The 19,638-nt window shown below is 69.5% G+C and carries 17 protein-coding genes; 7 read left to right on the forward strand and 10 right to left on the reverse strand.

The window, feature by feature from the left end; genetic code table 11:
- The first annotated feature begins 39 nt into the window (after positions 1-39).
- Positions 40-2,325, forward strand: a complete 2,286-nt coding sequence (locus ACFY0U_RS25910) for a transglycosylase domain-containing protein (RefSeq protein WP_388639575.1) — start codon at positions 40-42, stop codon at positions 2,323-2,325.
- Positions 2,326-2,397: 72 nt separating this feature from the next.
- Here ACFY0U_RS25910 and ACFY0U_RS25915 read toward each other — a convergent pair whose 3' ends face one another.
- From ACFY0U_RS25915 to ACFY0U_RS25930, 4 genes are all read right to left on the reverse strand, one after another.
- Entirely contained in the window at positions 2,398-4,443 is a 2,046-nt protein-coding gene (locus ACFY0U_RS25915; protein WP_388639577.1) for a SpoIIE family protein phosphatase, read from the reverse strand.
- 293 nt (positions 4,444-4,736) lie between these two features.
- Positions 4,737-5,429, reverse strand: coding sequence for a DUF402 domain-containing protein (locus ACFY0U_RS25920; protein WP_388639579.1), 693 nt, complete (start codon positions 5,427-5,429; stop codon positions 4,737-4,739).
- Between the two features lie 73 nt (positions 5,430-5,502).
- Positions 5,503-6,888 (reverse strand): class II fumarate hydratase, encoded by a 1,386-nt coding sequence (locus tag ACFY0U_RS25925; protein WP_388639580.1) that lies wholly within the window; start codon positions 6,886-6,888, stop codon positions 5,503-5,505.
- Between the two features lie 270 nt (positions 6,889-7,158).
- The gene (locus tag ACFY0U_RS25930) at positions 7,159-8,826 is read right to left on the reverse strand and encodes a fumarate hydratase (RefSeq protein ID WP_388639582.1); all 1,668 of its coding nucleotides are present in this window, start codon (positions 8,824-8,826) and stop codon (positions 7,159-7,161) included.
- Between the two features lie 155 nt (positions 8,827-8,981).
- Between ACFY0U_RS25930 and ACFY0U_RS25935 the strand changes: the two genes are divergently transcribed.
- Together ACFY0U_RS25935 and ACFY0U_RS25940 are read left to right on the forward strand one after the other, a co-directional pair.
- Positions 8,982-9,665, forward strand: coding sequence for a DUF1707 domain-containing protein (locus tag ACFY0U_RS25935; protein ID WP_388639584.1), 684 nt, complete (start codon positions 8,982-8,984; stop codon positions 9,663-9,665).
- Positions 9,666-9,828: 163 nt separating this feature from the next.
- Positions 9,829-10,203: a WhiB family transcriptional regulator gene (locus ACFY0U_RS25940; protein ID WP_095046695.1), complete on the forward strand. Its 375-nt coding sequence runs from the start codon at positions 9,829-9,831 to the stop codon at positions 10,201-10,203.
- A 151-nt stretch (positions 10,204-10,354) separates the two neighbouring features.
- On the opposite strand, the gene glpX is transcribed toward ACFY0U_RS25940, so the two are convergent.
- Positions 10,355-11,389 (reverse strand): class II fructose-bisphosphatase, encoded by a 1,035-nt coding sequence (gene glpX, locus ACFY0U_RS25945; protein WP_388639586.1) that lies wholly within the window; start codon positions 11,387-11,389, stop codon positions 10,355-10,357.
- A gap of 127 nt (positions 11,390-11,516) precedes the next feature.
- Here glpX and ACFY0U_RS25950 point away from each other — a divergent pair, with 127 nt between their 5' ends.
- Entirely contained in the window at positions 11,517-12,041 is a 525-nt protein-coding gene (locus ACFY0U_RS25950; RefSeq protein WP_388639588.1) for a DUF4245 domain-containing protein, read from the forward strand.
- Positions 12,042-12,122: 81 nt separating this feature from the next.
- On the opposite strand, the gene ACFY0U_RS25955 is transcribed toward ACFY0U_RS25950, so the two are convergent.
- The 4 genes from ACFY0U_RS25955 to ACFY0U_RS25970 all read right to left on the reverse strand — a co-directional run bounded on the left by ACFY0U_RS25955 (position 12,123) and on the right by ACFY0U_RS25970 (position 15,791).
- Positions 12,123-12,713, reverse strand: coding sequence for a malonic semialdehyde reductase (locus ACFY0U_RS25955; protein ID WP_388639590.1), 591 nt, complete (start codon positions 12,711-12,713; stop codon positions 12,123-12,125).
- 134 nt (positions 12,714-12,847) lie between these two features.
- On the reverse strand, positions 12,848-13,081 hold the full coding sequence (locus tag ACFY0U_RS25960; protein WP_388639591.1) for an exodeoxyribonuclease VII small subunit: 234 nt from the start codon (positions 13,079-13,081) through the stop codon (positions 12,848-12,850).
- An 82-nt stretch (positions 13,082-13,163) separates the two neighbouring features.
- Positions 13,164-14,372: an exodeoxyribonuclease VII large subunit gene (gene xseA, locus ACFY0U_RS25965; RefSeq protein ID WP_388639593.1), complete on the reverse strand. Its 1,209-nt coding sequence runs from the start codon at positions 14,370-14,372 to the stop codon at positions 13,164-13,166.
- A gap of 48 nt (positions 14,373-14,420) precedes the next feature.
- Positions 14,421-15,791 carry an APC family permease gene (locus ACFY0U_RS25970; RefSeq protein WP_388639595.1) on the reverse strand — a complete coding sequence of 457 codons (1,371 nt, stop codon included), beginning with the start codon at positions 15,789-15,791 and terminating at the stop codon, positions 14,421-14,423.
- A gap of 125 nt (positions 15,792-15,916) precedes the next feature.
- On the opposite strand from ACFY0U_RS25970, the gene ACFY0U_RS25975 reads away from it, so the two are divergent.
- Together ACFY0U_RS25975 and ppgK are read left to right on the forward strand one after the other, a co-directional pair.
- A complete protein-coding gene (locus ACFY0U_RS25975) occupies positions 15,917-16,918 on the forward strand; it encodes a 4-hydroxy-3-methylbut-2-enyl diphosphate reductase (protein WP_388639597.1) in 1,002 nt (333 codons plus the stop codon).
- Positions 16,919-16,947: 29 nt separating this feature from the next.
- Positions 16,948-17,691, forward strand: coding sequence for a polyphosphate--glucose phosphotransferase (gene ppgK, locus ACFY0U_RS25980; protein WP_388639599.1), 744 nt, complete (start codon positions 16,948-16,950; stop codon positions 17,689-17,691).
- 1 nt (position 17,692) lies between these two features.
- Here the strand turns inward: ppgK and ACFY0U_RS25985 are convergent, their stop codons facing one another.
- A complete protein-coding gene (locus ACFY0U_RS25985; RefSeq protein ID WP_388639601.1) occupies positions 17,693-18,223 on the reverse strand; it encodes a DUF6542 domain-containing protein in 531 nt (176 codons plus the stop codon).
- Between the two features lie 168 nt (positions 18,224-18,391).
- On the opposite strand from ACFY0U_RS25985, the gene ychF reads away from it, so the two are divergent.
- Positions 18,392-19,480, forward strand: coding sequence for a redox-regulated ATPase YchF (gene ychF / locus ACFY0U_RS25990; RefSeq protein ID WP_388639602.1), 1,089 nt, complete (start codon positions 18,392-18,394; stop codon positions 19,478-19,480).
- Positions 19,481-19,638 lie beyond the last annotated feature (158 nt).

Genomic DNA, 19,638 nt, shown 5'->3' on the forward strand with positions numbered 1-19,638 from the left:
ACCTGCGCACACACGAGCGAAGCGGAGCGGAACGGACCCATGGGACGAGCGGAAGAAAGACGAGCGCGGCAGCGCGGCGGTCGCCGCGCCGCGCCCAAGGGCCGTTCGTCGAGGGCGGCCGTCAGCCGCAGCGGCGGCAGCGAGAAGAGCGTCATACGCCGGCTCTTCACCTGGAAGAAGATCCTCGGCACGTTCCTCGGCTTCTGCCTGCTCGGCATCGGCGCCTTCATCGTCCTCTACATGATGGTCCAGGTCCCCGAGGGCAACGCGCAGGCCGAGCTCCAGAGCAACACCATCAAGTACAGCAACGGCGACGTCCTGGTCCGGGACGGCGAGGTGAACCGCGAGACCGTGGACCTCGCCAAGATCCCCAAGAAGGTCCAGCTCACCTTCGTGGCCGCCGAGAACAAGTCCTTCTACCAGGACTCCGGCGTCGACCTGAAGGGCACCGCCCGCGGTCTGCTCAACACGCTGTCCGGCAAGGGCAAGCAGGGTGGTTCGACGATCACCCAGCAGTACGTCAAGAACTACTACCTCACCCAGGACCAGACGGTCACCCGCAAGCTCAGGGAACTGGTGATCTCGCTCAAGGTGGACCGCCAGAAGTCCAAGGACGAGATCCTGGCGGGCTACATCAACACCAGCTACTACGGCCGTACCGCCTACGGCATCCAGGCCGCCGCGCAGGCCTACTACCAGGTCGACGCCGACAAGCTCTCCGTCGAGCAGGGCGCCTACCTCGCCGCGCTGCTCCAGGCCCCGAGCCAGTACGACTGGGCGGTCGCCTCGGACACCAGCAAGAAGCTCGTCACGCAGCGCTGGAACTACGTCCTGGACAACATGGTCGAGGAAGGCTGGCTGGACGCGTCGAAGCGCGCGGACATGAAGTTCCCGACCCCCAAGGAGCCCAAGGCCGAGGCCGGTCTTGAGGGGCAGAAGGGCTACTTCGTCAAGCTCGCCAAGCAGCAGCTCGTCGCGCAGTTGATGAGCACGGACGGCCTCACCGAGGACGAGGCGCTGGCCCAGTACGACAGGGGTGGTTGGACCATCACCCTGAACATCGACAAGAAGAAGCAGGCTCAGCTGGAGAAGGCCGTCAAGACCCAGCTGACCGACAAGCTGGATCCGGACAAGCGGACGGTCGACAAGAACATCCAGGCGGGTGCCGTCTCCGTCGACCCCAAGACGGGCAAGATCGTCGCTCTCTACGGCGGTTCGGACTACATCAAGCACTCCTACAACAACGCCAACCGCGTGGACTACCAGCCCGCGTCGACGTTCAAGCCGGTCATCCTGGCCGCCGCCCTGGAGGACGGCGCCGTGACCCAGGACGACAAGAAGATCACCGCGAGCACGGTCTACGACGGCACCAGCAAGCGTCCCGTCGAGGGCAGCGACATCGCCTTCGCCCCGGAGAACGAGGACGACCGGGACTACGGCGACGTCACCGTCCAGACGGCGATGAACAAGTCCATCAACTCCGTCTTCGCGCAGCTGGGCGTGGACGTCGGCATGGACAAGGTCCTCAAGACGGCCGCCGACCTCGGCATGGACACCGCCGACCTCAAGGCGCTGCCCGCCTACACGCTCGGCACCATGGGCGCGAGCCCGATCCAGATGGCCGGCGTCTACGCCACCCTCGACAACCACGGCAAGAAGGTCACCCCGACCATCATCAAGTCGGCCGAGCGCAACGGCGACGCGGTCGAGATGCCCGACCCGATCGGCGAGCAGGTCATCAGCCGCGAGACCGCCGACACGGTGACCTCGGTGCTGACCGGCGTGGTCGACGACGGTACGGCCAAGACGTCCGTCCGTGACAACCCCAAGCGCGACGGCCAGGAGGTCGCGGGCAAGACGGGTACGTCCGACGACAACAAATCCGCCTGGTTCACCGGTTACACGCCGGACCTGGTCACCTCGGTCGGCCTGTTCGGCGAGAACCACAAGAAGCCGGGACAGGTCGAGATGTACGGCGCGGGCGGCGAGGATCGCGTCAACGGCGGTGGCTTCCCGGCGCAGATCTGGGCGGCGTACATGTTCGGCGTGACGTCCACGTCCGCCGAGTTCGACCTGGACACCGACCAGGGGGCGGCGGTCGAGCCGACGTGGACGCCGACTCAGACGCCGACGCAGACGCCCACGCAGACCCCGACGCAGACGCCCACGCAGACGCCGACGCAGACCCCGACGCAGACGCCGACGCAGACGCCGACGCAGACCCCGACCCAGACGCCGACGCCGACACCCACCCAGACGCCGACGACGAAGCCACCGACGGACGGCATCCCGGAGGATCCGGTGGACCCGGGGGACGATCAATAGCGCAGAACGAAGGGCGCCCGGCATCCGCCGGGCGCCCTTCGTGTTCTGTTCTCAGCTGCGGGGTTTCTGTTCTCAGCTGCGGTTCAACTCGAACCAGACCACCTTGCCGGTGCTCAGCCGGGTCGCTCCCCACCGCCGCGCCAGCTTGTTGACGAGATACAGCCCCCGACCGCCCTCGTCGGTGGCCCGGGCCTGCCGCAGCCGCGGCAACTGAGGCACGTCGTCGCCGACTTCGCACCGCAGTACATCGGTCCGCAGCAACCGCAACGTCACCGGCCGCGAGGCGTACCGCACGGCATTCGTCACGACCTCGCTGACCAACAGCTCCACCGAGTCGGACATGTCCTCAAGTCCCCAGCGGGACAAGGCGCGTCGGGCCAGCCGCCGGGCACGCCCGGGCGCCGCGTCCTCCGGTTCCAGGAACCAGTACGCCACATCACTGGGCGCGATCCCCTCGAAGCGGGCGGCGAGCAGCGCGATGTCGTCGTCCCGGTCACCCGGTCCGAGCATGTCGAGCACCTCGTCGCACAGAGCCTCCAGCGGCGGCGGATGATCCGGCCCGGTCAACTGCGCGGTCGCGGCGAGCTTCTCGCGCAGCTGCTCTATGCCGCTCCACACGTCCCGAAGGCGCGATTCGACCAGCCCGTCGGTGTAGAGGAGCAGCGTCGCCCCGGCCGGGGCATCGAGCTCTACGGCCTCGAAATCGACGCCGCCGACGCCGATCGGCGCGCCCGGGGGCACCCGCAGCACCTCCGCGCGGCCGCCCAGGTGGAGCAGGACGGGCGGCGGATGGCCGGCGTTGGCGATCGTGATGCGATGCGACACCGGGTCGTAGACGGCGTAGAGGCAGGTCGCCATGCGATCCGTGCCGAGCCTCTGGGCCTGTTCGTCGAGGTGGTGCAGCACCTCCTGCGGCGGCAGGTCGAGACCGGCCAGGGTCTGGGCGGTGGTCCGCAGCTGGCCCATGATCGCGGCCGAGGTCATGGAGTGGCCCATGACGTCGCCGACGACCAGCGCGACCCGGCTCCCCGGCAGGGGGATCGCGTCGTACCAGTCGCCGCCGACCCGCGCGGTCTCGGCGGCCGGCAGATAGCGCGAGGCCAGCCGGACCCCGGTCGGGCGCGGGAGGGTCTCCGGCAGCATGGTGCGCTGGAGCTCGTCGGCGATGTACGCCTCGCGGCCGTACAGCACCGCCTTGTCGATGCCGAGCGCGCTGTGCGTGGCGAGCTGGGCGGCGACCAGGAGGTCGTCCGGCTCGAAGGCGATGCGTTCCGGGCGGCGCAGGAACAGCGCGGCGCCGATGACCCGGCGCCGGCCGCGCAGCGGGGCGAGGATGGCGCGCCGGCCGCCGGGGACGATCAACTCGCCGCCCTCGCCGAGGAGTTCCGGCAGCGCGGCGCGGGCCGCGGGAGAGTCCGTGAAGACGGGTCGTACGCCCCGCAGCACCTCGGCGAGCGCGCCGCCGGTGCGCACCTCGCACAGCTCGGCGGTGACGGCCGACAGCTCGGTCAGCTCGGTCGGCTCCGGCTGGGGCGCGGGCACGGCGAAACCGCCCTCGGTGTCCCGCTCCTCCGGTATCCGGTCGGTGCGGCGCAGCCGCAGCACCAGCGGGCCGGTGGGCCGCTCGTCGCCGACCGGCAGCGGGTCGCGCAGATAGACCAGGATCGCGTCCGAGAAGGTCGGCACGGTCGCCCGGCACAGCCCCATCACGATCTCGTCCAGGTCGATGCCGCGGGCGATCCGCCGGGTCGCGGCGCCCACGAACCGCAGCCGGTCGCCGTCCCGCCGCATCGGCGTGGGCCGGCCGAGCGCCTGCCCCTGTCCGGTACGCCGCTCAGGGCCGTCGGACGCGGCCTCCGACGGGGCCGTTACGGCCTCGGGCACCGGTCGCGGACGGTGGGTGTCCGGCTCGGCGGCCGCCGTGGGCTGGGAGTGCTCGGGGTCGCCGCCGGGCACCGGTGTCGTGATGTCGGACCCGGGGGGCGGCGTCTCGCCCGCCCGGGCCTGTGCCGGTAAGGCGCTGTGCGGGGGCGTGGAGGCACGCAGGAGCGCCCCGCGAGGGTCCGCGGGGTCGGCGCCCGGCTGGGGGCGCTCGAAGGAGGTGGGCTGCTCCGTCACGCGTGTCGAATCCGTCCGTCGGTGGCTGCGCGCCGCGCGCTCAGCTCGTCCCGCCGAAATGCCGATACCCGGTATACGTGCCCCAGGAACGGAATTCCCGCGTGGTCAGAGGATGTTCCTGTGCCACCGGCGGAGCGTCTGGCCTCCGAACCGGTGTTGCCCTCGTACCCCTCGCTCACGTCCTGCCGCCCCTCGGTGACGAATGGTCAAGCTCGATGCACGCTCCGGTAGTTGCCGCCGCGCGCTTGCGGAGGACGATCCTACGTTTGTTGCCCGGGGGCGCATCAAGGGTCTCATGAGGACATGTGCGCGGGCGTGCGGTCCCAGTCTTCCGGCAGCAACGGTACCGACCAGGACGGATCCGGTCGCCAGCGCTGCCAGCCGTCCGAGTACGGCGGGCCCCAGGAGCGGATGACCTCCACCGCCGAGCGCCCGGCCTGCCGCACCTGTTCGGCCTGTGCCGCGTCCATCAGACCGTCGCGCTGGGCCTGCGCGAACTCGTCCTCGTCGCGCCAGTGCCAACTGCGGTCCGGGTGCACGGAGATGTCCAGGAAGTGATCCTCGGAGTCGACCCCGCCGTCCCAACGGGCCAGCGGTTCCTCCAGGTTCACGTACCAGTTCTTGAACAGCCAGCCCGGCTCCCAGAACAGCCACACCGACCACGGCTCGCCCGGCCGCGCCAGCTTCAGCACACCGGTGCCGAACCAGCGGTCGCGCTGCACGGTACGAGGCTTGGTGTACCGGGTCTCCAGCGGCTCCGCGTGCACCGAGGTGCCGTCCGAGAGCACGGGCTTCACACACTCGGTGCCGGGGGCCATCCACACGGCCAGCAGGTCGTGATCGTCCCGGACGACGGTCACAGGGCGTGCGATATGGAAGCGCGCGGCGCCGTTCTCCCGGTAGCGCCACAGGATCTGACTCCCGGGCTCCCAGAAGGACGTCGACCTGCCCGCTTCCACCGCTCTCACCGCTCCACCGTCTGCCATGAACAGATATTAGGTGCCATGGGCATACGACGCTGCGGCGCGCGTCACGGTTCGCGCGCGGGGGCGGCAATGGTTACGGACGCGTCATACGCAGGACATCCAGCGCTTCGTCGAGTTGTTCGACGGTGAGGTCGCCGCGCTCGATGTACCCGCCCTCCACGACGACCTGACGGATGGTCTTCCGCTCCGCGAGAGCCTTCTTGGCGACCTTGGCGGCCTCCTCGTACCCGATGTACTTGTTCAGCGGGGTGACCACGGAGGGTGACGACTCGGCGTACTCGCGGGCGCGCTCGCGGTGCGCGACGATCCCGTCGACGGTCCGGTCGGCGAGGAGCCGGGAGACGTTGGCGAGGAGCCGGATCGACTCCAGTACGTTCTTCGCGATGACCGGCAGCATGACGTTCAGCTCGAAGTTGCCGGCGGCTCCGGCGGTGGCGACGGTGGCGTCGTTGCCGACGACCTGGGCCGCGACCATGAGCACGGCCTCCGGGATCACCGGGTTGACCTTGCCGGGCATGATCGACGACCCCGGCTGGAGATCGGGCAGGGAGATCTCGGCGAGCCCGGTGCGCGGCCCCGAGGCCATCCACCGCAGATCATTGGCGATCTTCGTCAGCCCGACCGCGATGGTCCGCAGCTGCCCGCTCGTCTCCACGATCCCGTCCCGGGCCCCCTGCGCCTCGAAGTGGTCGCGCGCCTCGGTCAGCGGCAGCCCCGTGGCGCGGGCGACCTCCTCGATGACGGCGGCGGAGAAGCCGGGCGGGGTGTTGATGCCGGTACCGACGGCGGTACCGCCCAGCGGCAGCTCGGCGAGCCGGGGGAGGGACGCGTGGAGCCGCTCGACGCCGTACCGCACCTGGGCCGCGTACCCGCCGAACTCCTGCCCCAGGGTCACGGGCGTGGCGTCCATGAGATGGGTCCGCCCGGACTTCACGACATCGGCGAACTCCTCGGACTTGGCCTCCAGGGAGGTGGCGAGGTGTTCGAGCGCGGGAATGAGATCCCGGGTGACGGCGGCGGTGGCGGCGATGTGGATGGAGGACGGGAAGACGTCGTTGGAGGACTGGGAGGCGTTGACGTGATCGTTGGGATGAACGTCCCGCCCCAGCCGCTCGGTCGCCAGCGTGGCGATGACCTCGTTGGTGTTCATGTTGGACGAGGTCCCGGACCCGGTCTGGAAGACATCGATGGGGAAGTGCGCGTCCCACCGCCCCTCGGCCACCTCACCGGCCGCGTCCTGAACGGCCCCGGCGATGTCCTTGTCGAGCACCCCCAGCTCGGCGTTGACCTTCGCGGCGGCACCCTTGATCCGTGCGAGCGCCTCGATATGGGCGCGCTCGATCCGCTGCCCGGAGATGGGGAAGTTCTCCACGGCCCGCTGCGTCTGGGCGCGCCACTTGGCGTCGGCCGGGACGCGTACTTCGCCCATGGAGTCGTGCTCGATGCGGTAGTCGCTCATACCGGGTACAGCGAACGGGGACGCCGCGATGTTCCGGGACTTGGGCCGAACGGAGACACCCGGTGTTTCGGGGACGAGGGTGTGCCGTCCCGATACCCCACCCGCCCGCAGCTTTCAGCCCGTCCGGCGTTTGAGGACGAGGCCGTTCAGGCCGATGGGGGTCCAGGGGGCGGAGCCCCCTGGGTGCGGGGTCGAAGGGGCGGCAGCTCCTGGAGGATGGGACGGGTAGGGGCGGCGGGGGCGAGAAACAGTCCGGCCGCCCCGAGGGGGTTACGCCAGTCCAGGCCCGCGGACCGGGATCGACGTGAACGTCGGTGCCGGGGCCGGGTCCTGGAAGAAGTCGTTGCCCTTGTCGTCCACCACGATGAACGCCGGGAAGTCCTCGACCTCGATCTTCCAGACCGCCTCCATGCCGAGCTCCTCGTACTCGACGACCTCGACCTTCTTGATGCAGTCCTGGGCGAGCCGGGCGGCGGGGCCGCCGATGGAGCCGAGGTAGAAGCCGCCGTGTGCGTCGCAGGCCTTGGTGACCTGGGCGGACCGGTTGCCCTTCGCCAGCATCACCTTGGAGCCGCCCGCCGCCTGGAACTGCTCGACGTAGGAGTCCATGCGGCCGGCCGTCGTCGGGCCGAAGGAGCCGGAGGCGTAGCCCTCGGGGGTCTTGGCCGGACCGGCGTAGTACACCGGGTGGTCCTTGAGGTACTGCGGCATCTCCTCGCCCGCGTCGAGGCGTTCCTTGATCTTGGCGTGCGCGATGTCACGCGCCACGACCAGTGGACCGGAGAGCGACAGCCGGGTCTTCACCGGGTACTTCGTCAGCTCGGCGAGGATCGAGTCCATCGGCTGGTTCAGGTCGATACGCACGACGTCACCGGCCTCGTCGAGGTGCTCGTCCGTCGTCTCCGGCAGGAACCGCGCCGGGTCCGTCTCCAGCTGCTCCAGGAAGACACCCTCGGCGGTGATCTTCGCGACGGCCTGCCGGTCGGCCGAGCAGGAGACCGCGATCGCGACAGGGCAGGACGCCCCGTGCCGCGGCAACCGCACCACGCGCACGTCGTGGCAGAAGTACTTGCCACCGAACTGCGCGCCGATCCCGATCTTCTGCGTCAGCTCGAAGACCTTCTCCTCCAGCTCCTTGTCCCGGAAGCCGTGCCCCAGCTCCGAGCCCTCGGCCGGGATCTCGTCGAGGTAGTGCGCGGAGGCGTACTTCGCGGTCTTCAGCGCGTACTCGGCCGACGTACCGCCGACCACGATCGCCAGGTGGTACGGCGGACAGGCGGCCGTACCGAGCGAACGGATCTTCTCCTCCAGGAACTTCATCATGGAGGCCTCGTTCAGGACGGCCTTCGTCTCCTGGTAGAGGAAGGACTTGTTGGCCGAGCCACCGCCCTTGGCCATGAAGAGGAACTTGTACGCGCCGCCGTCGGTGGCGTACAGCTCGATCTGCGCGGGGAGGTTGGAGCCGGTGTTCTTCTCGTCCCACATGGTCAGCGGGGCCATCTGCGAGTAGCGCAGATTCAGGTTCAGGTACGCGTCGTAGATGCCCTTGGACAGGGCCTCCTCGTCGCCGCCGGACGTCAGCACGTTCTGCCCGCGCTTGCCCATGACGATCGCCGTGCCGGTGTCCTGGCACATCGGAAGGACGCCCGCCGCCGCGATGTTCGCGTTCTTCAGCAGGTCGAGCGCGACGAACTTGTCGTTGCTCGACGCCTCGGGGTCGTCGATGATCCGCCGCAGTTGCGCCAGGTGCGCGGGCCGCAGGTAGTGCTGGATGTCGTGGATCGCCTCTTCGGCGAGCTTGCGCAGCGCCTCCGGCTCGACCTTGAGGAACGTGCGCCCGTCGGCCTCGAAGGTGGAGACACCCTCGGAGGTCACCAGCCGGTAGGGGGTGGTGTCCTCTCCCATGGGGAGCAGATCGGTGTACGCGAACTCAGGCATCTCAGCCCATTCCTCACTCGGCAGACGGCGACCCGCCTCCGTTGGCGAGCCTCACCAGCGTAGAACCTGTCCAAGGCCGGAAGCTTGTGAGGTAAGGCTCAGTTGGTTGTCCACAGGCCTAGTCGCGATCTATCGCGTTTGGGTACGCTGCTGCCGTGGACCTTCAGAAGCAGACGCCGCCCGCTGCCACCACCGACCTGCGCGCCTCCGACGCCGACCGCGACCGCATCGCCGACATCCTGCGCGAGGCCCTGGCCGAGGGCCGTCTCAGCGCGGACGAGCACGCCGAGCGGGTCGAGGGCGCGCTGGCCGCCAAGACGGTCGGCGAACTGGACGCCTTCATCCGGGACCTGCCCGCCGCACACCAGCGGCGCACGACACCGCCCGCCGCGCCCAACCGCCCCACCGTCGGCGCCATCCCGATCGAGCCCGACGAGAACGTGGTGGCGGTGTTCAGCAGCGCCGTCCGCAAGGGCCGCTGGCGCGCTGGCCGCCGTATCCACGCGTACGCGATCTTCGGCAGCGTCGAGATAGACCTCAGCGAGGCCCTGTTCGAGTACCAGCAGGTCGTGATCAAGGCGATCTCGGTCTTCGGCAATGTCGAGGTCCGGGTCCCGGAGAACGTGTCGCTGCGCGGCACCGGCGGCGGAGTCCTGGGCAACTTCGAGGTGCACACCCTGGATTCGGACGACCCCGAGGCGCCCGTGGTCTACGTCGACGGGTGGGCCGTGCTCGGCAACATCGAGGGCAGGCCCAGGCGCGGCAGGCTCGTCGCGGACATTCTCGATCGGGTCCAGCACAAGGTCGACAAGAGTTTGCGCAAGCATCTGGATCGTTGACGGTTGTGAACCGGCCCGCGTGCGAAACGATCGGTTCCACTCACACCCCAGCACGGGACCACCCGGAATCCAGCGGTTCGGAACTCAGTGCATAGGCACGCGCACAGCGGGTAGGCCTTGCTGCATCGTCGCTCGCTCGCGAAGCCGTCGTCAGGAGTAGACCGTGCTGCAACCGCCGCATTCGTCCCTGCAGGTAGCTGCCGTTCCGGCTCAGCGGGTGCCAGTGCGAGACAGGGACCAAGACGCGCCTTGGCACACCGAGGCGGTGTGCCGGCGCGACGAGGCCGGCCTGTTCTTCGCCCCCTCGAAGGAACCCACCGCCGCCCGGCTCTCCCGCGAGGAGGCCGCGAAGCGGGTCTGTGCCCGCTGCCCGGTCATGGTCGAGTGCCGCGAACACGCACTCCTGCAACCCGAGCCCTACGGCGTCTGGGGCGGCCTCACCGCGGCGGAACGCCGCGTGGTCCTGGCCCGCCGCAGGCGCCGCGACATGGAACTGAAAAAGGCGGCAGGAGCCTCCCGCATAGCGCAGGCGGGCTGAAAGCCGCAGGACATGTGAAAGGGGCGCCCCCACCGCACCGGGGGCGCCCTTCACTTTTCAACCAGGGGGAGCTGGATGCCGCCAGGGGCGCGGGGAACTGCGCGACAAGCCACGAAGCACCCGCAGCCGCCAACGCTCCACAACCCCCGGGCTATTTGGCGCGATCAAAGTCAATCGCGCTGTAAGCCCGCAGCTTGCTCAACCGATGCTCGGAATCGATCCTCCGCACCGTCCCCGACTTCGACCGCATCACGATCGAGTCGGTCGTCGCGGTCTCCGACCGATACCGCACACCCCGCAGCAACTCACCGTCGGTGATCCCGGTGGCGACGAAGAACACGTTCTCGCCCGACACCAGGTCGTCGGTGGTCAGCACCCGGTCCAGATCGTGCCCCGCGTCGATCGCCCGCTGCCGCTCCTCCGCGTCCTTGGGCCACAACTTGCCCTGGATCGTGCCGCCGAGGCACTTCACGGCGCAGGCGGAGATGATCCCCTCCGGCGTACCGCCGATGCCCAGCAGCATGTCGACGCCGGTGCCCTCGCGCAGCGCGTAGATGGAACCCGCCACGTCACCGTCGGAGATCAGCTTGATGCGCGCACCCGCCTCCCGGATCTCCTTGATGATCCCCTCGTGCCGGGGCCGGTCGAGGATGACGACGGTCACGTCCTCCGGGGTGGACCGCTTCGCCTTCGCGACCCGCCGGATGTTCACGGACACGGGCGCGTCGATGTCGACGAAGTCCGCGGCCTCGGGGCCGGTGACCAGCTTGTCCATGTAGAACACGGCGGACGGGTCGAACATCGACCCGCGGTCCGCGGCGGCCAGCACGGCGATCGCGTTCGGCATGCCCTTGGCGGTGAGGGTCGTGCCGTCGATCGGGTCGACGGCGATGTCGCACTCGGGACCGGTCCCGTCTCCGACACGCTCCCCGTTGAAGAGCATCGGGGCCTCGTCCTTCTCCCCCTCCCCGATGACGACCACGCCGTTCATCGACACGGTGGAGACGAGGCTACGCATGGCGCGCACCGCGGCACCGTCGGCGCCGTTCTTGTCGCCGCGGCCGACCCAGCGGCCCGCGGCCATCGCCGCGGCTTCGGTCACCCGGACGAGTTCCAGGGCGAGGTTGCGGTCGGGGGCTTCGGAGGGCACTTCGAGTTCGGACGGCAGATGATGATGCTCGGTCATCGAGACGCACCTTTCTGATACGACGACGGCCGGATGAGGGTGATGGCGTCGACTCTATCGTTAGGCAGACAAAATGAGCAGGGGACCCCACGGATGAGCGGACCAGGGCACCTGCGACGATAGGGCTGTGGCAGGTTCGAACGGCAAGCAGAAGACGGTCCGGGACATGGTTCTCTCCCTGGGCCTGATCAGTCTCATGGCGGGGGTCATCTACCTCTTCATCCCGCACGACGACTCCCCGCAGGAGGTCAAGCGGGTCGACTACCGCGTCGAGCTGCTCACGGCCCGGCGCGCCGCGCCCTACCCGGTGCTGGCGCCCGCGGGTCTGCCCGACACCTGGAAGGCCACCTCCGTCCGGTACGACGGCGCGGACTCCGACGCCTGGCACCTCGGTTTCCACACCCCCGGCGACGGCTACGTCCAGATCGAGCAGTCGACCCATGAGCCGGCCGGCGAGTTCATCGACGAGGCCAGCCAGGGCGGCGAGAAGACGGACAAGACCGAGGAGATCGACGGCCGGACCTGGACGCGCTACACCGGCGGCCGCTACGACGCGCTCGTCCACCAGGCCGACGGCGCGACGACCGTCGTGGCCGGCACGGGGTCGCACGCCCGGCTGACGCAGATGGTGAAGGCGCTCACGTCGGAGTGAGCGCCCGGTGCGCGAGGCATCCGTACATGCGAGAAGGGCCCCCGGAACCGGGGGCCCTTCTCGCATGTCCGTCCGGGTCGCTCAGACCGTGGTGACGACCTCGTCGTAGGCGAGGCGCGGGGAGCGCGGGTGGGAGGCGTTGTCGCCCGGCTTGCCGATGTTGACGACCATCAGCGGGGTGTGGTCTCCGTCGAGGAACTCCTTGCGGACGCCCTCGAAGTCGACGCCGGTCATCGGGCCGGCGGCGAGACCGGCGGCGCGGACGCCGATGATGAAGTACGCGGCCTGGAGGGCGGCGTTCAGCGCGGCCGCGCTCTCACGGGCCGGGCGCTCGCTGAAGAAGAGGTCCTTGGCCTGCGGGAAGTGCGGGAGCAGCGTGGGCAGCTCCTCGTGGAACTCGTTGTCCGCGGAGAGGATCGCGACCAGCGGGGCGGTGGCCGTCTTGGGCTGGTTGCCCTCGGCCATGTGCCGCACGAGGCGCTCACGGGCCTCGGGGGAGCGGACCAGGGTGATGCGCAGCGGGGTCTGGTTGAAGGCGGTCGGGCCGAACTTGACCAGGTCGTAGATCGCCTGCACCTGCTCGTCGGTCACCGGCTCGTCGGTGAAGGCGTGGGCGGTGTGCGCCTCGCGGAAGAGCAGGTCCTGGGCGGTGGGGTCAAGGACGAGAGACATGGGTGAACCTTCTCGGGGACGTACGTCGGATCCGGGTTCCGGATCGGCTGACGTGGATGACTGTACGCGCCATAGGTTGAATGTTCAACAATAACCGGAGTGTGGTGACCCGCTTCACAGATCACCACGCCCCGCTACTCGGAGTCGGCCTCTTCCCCGGCCGACTCCTCCTCGGCGAGCGCCGCGTCCAGCCGCGCCCGCGCCCCCTCCAGCCACCGCCGGCACACCTTCGCCAGCTCCTCGCCCCGTTCCCACAGCGCGAGGGACTCCTCCAGCGTCGTACCGCCGGCCTCCAGCCGCCGTACGACGTCGATCAGCTCGTCCCGCGCCTGCTCGTACCCGAGCGCCTCATCCACCTTGCTGGTCATGCGCCCACCCTAAGCATCGACTCGGACACCGCTGTGTTCCCCCGGGGACGCCTCGTCCCGCCGCCGGGGCGGCCTCGTGCGGTCACTCGGCCCGGACCACCGTGAACTCGCCCTCGGCCACCCGCGCCCGCAGGCTCTCCTGAGCCGCCACCTCGTCCGGCGCCCGCACCACGTGCCCGTCGGCCTTCTGCAGCACCGCGTACCCCCGCTTCAGGGTCGCGGCGGGGGAGAGGGCCACCACGCGTGCGTGCGTGTGCGTGAGCTCGGAGTCGGCGCGGTCGAGGAGATGGCCGAGGGTGCGCCGCGACCGCTCCACGAGCGAGGCCACATGATCGGCACGCTCGTCGATCATCCGGTGCGGATCCTCTATCGACGGCCGGGCGAGCGCATGGGCGAGCCCGCGCTCCTCCCGCTCGATGAACCCCTCGACGCACCGCCGCGCCCGGTCGCGCAGCATCCGCACCCGTTCGTACTCCTCGCCCACATCCGGTACGACCTTCTTGGCGGCGTCGGTCGGGGTGGAGGCGCGCAGGTCGGCGACATGGTCGAGGAGCGGGTTGTCCGGTTCGTGCCCGATGGCGGAGACGACGGGGGTGCGACAGGCGGCGACGGTACGCACCAACTGCTCGTCGGAGAAGGGCAGCAGATCCTCCACGCTGCCCCCGCCCCGGGCCACGATGATCACGTCGACGTCGTCGTTCTCGTCGAGCTCCTTGACCGCCTGCACCACCTGCGGCACCGCGTGTACGCCCTGTACGGCGACATTGCGCACCTCGAAGCGGACGGCGGGCCAGCGGTGCCGGGCGTTCTCCAGCACGTCCCGCTCGGCGGCGGACGCCCGCCCGCACACCAGCCCGACGAGCTGCGGCAGAAACGGCAGCGGCTTCTTCCGCTCGGCCGCGAACAGGCCCTCGGCGGCGAGCGACTTCTTCAACTGCTCCAGCCGCGCGAGCAGTTCCCCGACCCCGACCGGCCTTATCTCGGCGGCCCGCAACGACAGCTGCCCCCGCGGCGCGTACCACTCCGGCTTGGCGAGCACGACGACCCGCGCACCCTCGCTCACCACATCGGCGACATCGTCGAACACCTGCCGAAAACAGGTCACGCTCACCGAGATGTCGTACGACGGGTCACGCAAGGTCAGAAACACGACCCCGGCACCGGGCCGCCGGGACAGCTGGGTGATCTGCCCCTCCACCCAGACGGCACCGAGCCGGTCGATCCATCCCCCGATCAGCCGGGAGACCTCACCGACGGGCAACGGCGTTTCCGCGGACGTGTTGAGAGCCATGCGCCGAGCGTAGTGGCCGGTAGTGACAACGCGGCCCAGGTCCGCCGGTCAGTGCGCGGTCTCCGCCCGCCCCCGCTGCCCCAGCAGGACCGCGAGTCCGATCACGAACCACACCGCCCCCACCAACTGCGCCGCCCCCGACGCCTCCACGATCACCGCGACGGTGATCGCCGCGCCGACGACCGGGACCAGCACATGTCGCCACCAGCTCACCGGCCCACCTCGCCGCCGTACCGCGAACCACCCCACCACGCTCGCGTGCAGCAACGTGAAGGCCGTCAGCGCGCCGATGTCCACGACCGACACCAGATGGTCCATCCCGTCGCCCCGCCGAGCCGCCCACACCGCCGCCACCAGCGTGATGACGGCCGCGCACAACAGCGCCACCCGCGGCACCCCCGCATCCGTCCTCGACAGCACCCGCGGCAACCGCCGGTCCCGCCCCATCGCGAACAGCAGCCGCCCCGCGGCCGCCTGCCCGGCCAGCGCCGCGAACGCCGCCCCGATCGCCTTGCTCACCGCCACCAGATCGTGCAGCCAGGTCCCGACGGACACGTCCACGGCGTCGTAGAAGGCGGACCCCTGCTTCCCCGGCTGGGCCGCCAGCTCCGCCGACGACATCGGCTCCAGCAGCGACACCAGATACGCCTGGGCCACGAACAGCACACCCGCCAGCGCCAGACAGAACAGCACCGCCCGCGCCACCTTCGCCGACCCGCCGGTGACCTCCTCCGCGAAGGAGGCGATCGCGTCGAAGCCGAGATACGACAGCACCGCGATCGACACCGCCCCGAGCACCGCCGACAGCGCGAACGCCCCCTGCGAGCCGTCCCCCGACAGCGGCGACAGCCACCCCCGCTCGGCACCGTCACGCGCGAGGACGACGATCGCGGAGACCACGAACACCAGCAGGACCACGATCTCCATCGCCAGCACCAGGAAACCGACCCGGGCCGCCGCCCGGACGCCCCACAGGTTCAGCAGCGTCGTCACGACCACCGCCAGCGCCGTCCACACCCACCGCGAGACCTCCGGGACCAGCGCGTTCATCGCGATGCCGGAGAAGAGATACGCGACCGCCGGGATGAGGAGGTAGTCCAGCATCGCCATCCACCCCGCGACGAACCCGGCCTCCTTACCGAGCGCCACGCGCGCGTAGGCGTACACGGAGCCCGCGCGCGGGACCACCCGCACCATCTGCGCGTAGCTGAACGCGGTGAACGCCATCGCGACCGTGGCGACGACATAGACCAGCGCCACCGCCCCGTGCGACTTGGCGTCGAGCGTGCCGAACACGCCGACGGGCGCCATGGGGGCGATGAAAAGCAGCCCGTAGACCACCAGATCCCGGAAGCCGAGGCTGCGCCGCAGGTCATGGCCCGGATCGGCGGTACGGGTCGTCGTCTGGGTCTCGGACATCCATGCCTCCGCCGGTGCTTCACCTGTTGTCTGCCGTCGCCGGTTCCCCGCCCTTCACACTTCCCGGCCAGTCTCGCCAACAACGCGATCTTCGACCCGTCCGGCGCGGCCTTACGATGGGACGCATGACTGCTTCGTCTGGCCGCCGTGTCCTGCTCGCCGCCCCCCGGGGCTACTGCGCGGGTGTGGACCGCGCCGTGATCGCCGTCGAGAAAGCCCTGGAGCAGTACGGCGCTCCGGTGTACGTCCGGCACGAGATCGTCCACAACAAGTACGTCGTGCAGACCCTGGAGAGGAAGGGCGCCGTCTTCGTCGAGCGGACGGAGGAGGTCCCCGAGGGGAACATCGTCATGTTCTCCGCGCACGGCGTCGCGCCCGTCGTCCACGAGGAGGCCGCGCGCGGCAGGCTCGCCACCATCGACGCGACCTGCCCGCTGGTCACCAAGGTCCACAAGGAAGCCGTCCGCTTCGCCAAGGAGGACTACGACATCCTCCTGATCGGGCACGAGGGCCACGAGGAGGTCATCGGCACCTCCGGCGAGGCCCCCGACCACATCACGATCGTCGACGGCCCCGAGGACGTCGCCAAGGTCGAGGTCCGCGACGAGTCGAAGATCGTCTGGCTCTCCCAGACCACGCTCTCCGTCGACGAGACCATGGAGACCGTCGACGCGCTGAAGGAGAAGTTCCCGCAGCTCATCTCCCCGCCCAGCGACGACATCTGCTACGCCACGCAGAACCGTCAGCTCGCGGTGAAGCAGATGGGCGCCGAGGCCGAGCTCGTCATCGTGGTCGGCTCCCGCAACTCCTCCAACTCCGTGCGGCTCGTCGAGGTCGCCAAGCTGGCCGGCGCCCGCGAGGCCTACCTCGTGGACTTCGCCAGCGAGATCGACGAGGCCTGGCTGGAGGGCGTTACCACGGTCGGCGTCACCTCCGGTGCCTCGGTGCCCGAGGTCCTCGTCGAGGAGGTCCTGGAGTACCTCTCCCAGCGCGGCTTCGGCGATGTCGAGCTCGTCAAGGCGGCCGAGGAGTCCATCACCTTCTCGCTGCCCAAGGAGCTCCGCCGCGATCTGCGCGAGGAGGCCGCGGCGCTGGTCGCGGAGCGTACGGGAGCCTCGAAGGAGTGACTGTCGGTCGCTCGTCGTAACGTAGGGCCATGCAGATCTTCGGTGTGGACATCGGCGGATCCGGGATCAAGGGCGCCCCGGTGGACCTGGCCAGAGGCGACCTCGCCCAGGAGCGCCACAAGGTGCTCACCCCGCATCCGGCGACGCCGGACGCGGTGGCGGACGGTGTGAAGGAGGTCATCGACCACTTCGGCTGGTCGGGGCCGGTCGGGCTGACCTTCCCCGGCGTGGTCACCGGCGGGGCCACGATCCGTACGGCGGCCAATGTCGACAAGGACTGGATCGACACGGACGCGCGCGCGTTGTTCAGCGAGCGGCTCGGCGGCCTGCCGGTGACGGTGGTCAACGACGCGGACGCGGCGGGCGTCGCCGAGATGGAGTTCGGCGCCGGTCACGGCCGCAGAGGCACCGTCGTCCTGCTGACCTTCGGCACCGGCATCGGCAGCGCCCTGTTCGTCAACGGCGTCCTGGTCCCCAACACCGAGCTGGGCCACCTGGAGCTGCACGGGCACGACGCGGAGACGCGCGCCTCCAGCAAGGCCAAGGAGGACGGCGAGCTGACGTGGGAGCACTGGGCGCGCCGCGTCCAGAAGTACCTCGCCCATGTCGAGATGCTCTTCTCGCCCGAGCTGTTCATCATCGGCGGCGGCGTGAGCCGCAAGTCCGAGAAGTTCCTGCACCACATCAAGGGCATCAAGGCGGAGATCGTCCCGGCGCAGCTCCAGAACAACGCGGGGATCGTGGGAGCGGCGATGCGGGCGGCGAAGGAGTAGCTCAGAAGGACCGGCGGTTCGCCTGCCGCCGCCGGTTCATCAGCCGGATCTTGCGTACGGTCACGATCAGACCGGTGAGGAGCGTCCCGCCGTACAGCCAGCCGGCCTCGGTGGCCAGGGCGGTCACCAGGCCCATCAGGCGGGTGCCGATCCCGTCCCCGCCCTGGGCGAGGGGCACGAGCCCCGCGGCGAAGGCGATCGGGACCACGATGGGTGCGGTGACCAGGTCGTTGCGCCGCATCCAGACGGCGGTCAGCACGCACACCGGCAGGAACAGCACGCCGTACGCCGTCAGCGACCCGAACGTCAGCGCGTCGAGGCAGCCGAGCATCAGCATCACCGCGATGCAGAACAGACCGCCGCCGAGCCCGGTGAGCCGGGGGTTGGGGAAGCGGCGCACCGCCTGCGCGACCGGGGGAGCGGGCCGTCGTACGACGGGTGGACGGCGCCCGCCGCGAGCCGCCTGCGGGGGCAGGGAAGGTGTCTCGCGTCGTGCTCGAATGTGCGGGGGTCGCGTCCTGTGTTGCTCCACTGGACCAACTTAGGACGGTTTATATGCAGAATCGCCCTTCAGACACGCCGATGGATCGACCTTGGCCAAGTGTTCGACGCCTCGAGGAGGGCGGGGCCCGGTACGCCGTAGACTGGTGGATCGGCCCCAGCCCTCAGTCCTCTCCTCTCACGTACGGGAAGTCGCAACGTGTCGCTCACGATCGGAATCGTCGGTCTGCCGAATGTCGGCAAGTCGACCCTGTTCAACGCCCTGACCAAGAACGACGTGCTCGCGGCCAACTACCCGTTCGCCACGATCGAGCCGAACGTCGGTGTCGTGGGCGTCCCGGACGCGCGTCTGACGAAGCTGGCCGAAATCTTCTCCTCGCAGCGGATCCTCCCGGCGACCGTCGACTTCGTCGACATCGCGGGCATCGTGCGCGGCGCCTCCGAGGGTGAGGGCCTGGGCAACAAGTTCCTCGCCAACATCCGTGAGTCCGACGCGATCTGCCAGGTCATCCGCGCCTTCAAGGACGAGAACGTCGTCCATGTCGACGGCAAGGTCTCGCCCAAGGACGACATCGAGACGATCAACACCGAGCTGATCCTCGCCGACCTCCAGACCATCGAGAAGGTCCTCCCGCGCCTCCAGAAGGAGTCGCGGATCAAGAAGGACATCGCGCCGAAGGTCAAGGCCGTCGAGGAGGCCAAGGAGATCCTGGAGAAGGGCGACACGCTGTTCTCCGCGGGCATCGTCCAGGGCTCGGGCAACGAGGAGCTCCTGCACGACCTGCACCTCCTGACCACCAAGCCCTTCCTCTACGTCTTCAACGTGGACGAGGACGAACTGGTCGACGAGACCTTCAAGGACGAGCAGCGCGCCCTGGTCGCCCCCGCCGAGGCGATCTTCCTCAACGCCAAGCTGGAGCAGGACCTCGCCGAGCTCGACGAGGACGACGCCATGGAGCTTCTGGAGTCGGTCGGCGCCGAGGAGCCGGGTCTGGCGACGCTGGCCCGCGTCGGCTTCAACACCCTCGGCCTCCAGACCTACCTCACGGCCGGCCCCAAGGAGTCCCGCGCCTGGACGATCAAGAAGGGCGCCACGGCCCCCGAGGCGGCCGGTGTCATCCACACCGACTTCCAGAAGGGCTTCATCAAGGCCGAGGTCATCTCCTTCGCCGACCTCGTCGAGACCGGTTCGGTCGCCGAGGCCCGCGCCAAGGGCAAGGCGCGCATGGAGGGCAAGGAGTACGTCATGCAGGACGGGGACGTCGTGGAGTTCCGCTTCAACGTCTGATCAGCCGTGACGGAAGGGGCCGGGCTCTGGTGAGCCCGGCCCCTTCCGCGTTCCCGTACGACTCCTAGTAGGACTCCGTTAGGTCGTTCTCGATCTTGGTGTCGTGTGTGCCCTGGCTGGTAGAGCTTGATGGCAGGTGGTGCAGATGCCGGTCCAGC

The organism is Streptomyces sp. NPDC001536, assembly GCF_042894505.1.
GTDB lineage: Bacteria > Actinomycetota > Actinomycetes > Streptomycetales > Streptomycetaceae > Streptomyces.

Bases quoted from the DNA above. Each gene is read 5' to 3' on its own strand.
- ACFY0U_RS25910 (WP_388639575.1), top strand. From the start codon at position 40: ATGGGACGAGCGGAAGAAAGACGAGCGCGGCAGCGCGGCGGTCGCCGC.
- ACFY0U_RS25920 (WP_388639579.1), bottom strand. From the start codon at position 5,429: ATGGCAGACGGTGGAGCGGTGAGAGCGGTGGAAGCGGGCAGGTCGACG.
- ACFY0U_RS25925 (WP_388639580.1), bottom strand. From the start codon at position 6,888: ATGAGCGACTACCGCATCGAGCACGACTCCATGGGCGAAGTACGCGTC.
- ACFY0U_RS25930 (WP_388639582.1), bottom strand. From the start codon at position 8,826: ATGCCTGAGTTCGCGTACACCGATCTGCTCCCCATGGGAGAGGACACC.
- glpX (WP_388639586.1), bottom strand. From the start codon at position 11,389: ATGACCGAGCATCATCATCTGCCGTCCGAACTCGAAGTGCCCTCCGAA.
- ACFY0U_RS25955 (WP_388639590.1), bottom strand. From the start codon at position 12,713: ATGTCTCTCGTCCTTGACCCCACCGCCCAGGACCTGCTCTTCCGCGAG.
- ACFY0U_RS25960 (WP_388639591.1), bottom strand. From the start codon at position 13,081: ATGACCAGCAAGGTGGATGAGGCGCTCGGGTACGAGCAGGCGCGGGAC.
- xseA (WP_388639593.1), bottom strand. From the start codon at position 14,372: ATGGCTCTCAACACGTCCGCGGAAACGCCGTTGCCCGTCGGTGAGGTC.
- ACFY0U_RS25970 (WP_388639595.1), bottom strand. From the start codon at position 15,791: ATGTCCGAGACCCAGACGACGACCCGTACCGCCGATCCGGGCCATGAC.
- ACFY0U_RS25975 (WP_388639597.1), top strand. From the start codon at position 15,917: ATGACTGCTTCGTCTGGCCGCCGTGTCCTGCTCGCCGCCCCCCGGGGC.
- ppgK (WP_388639599.1), top strand. From the start codon at position 16,948: ATGCAGATCTTCGGTGTGGACATCGGCGGATCCGGGATCAAGGGCGCC.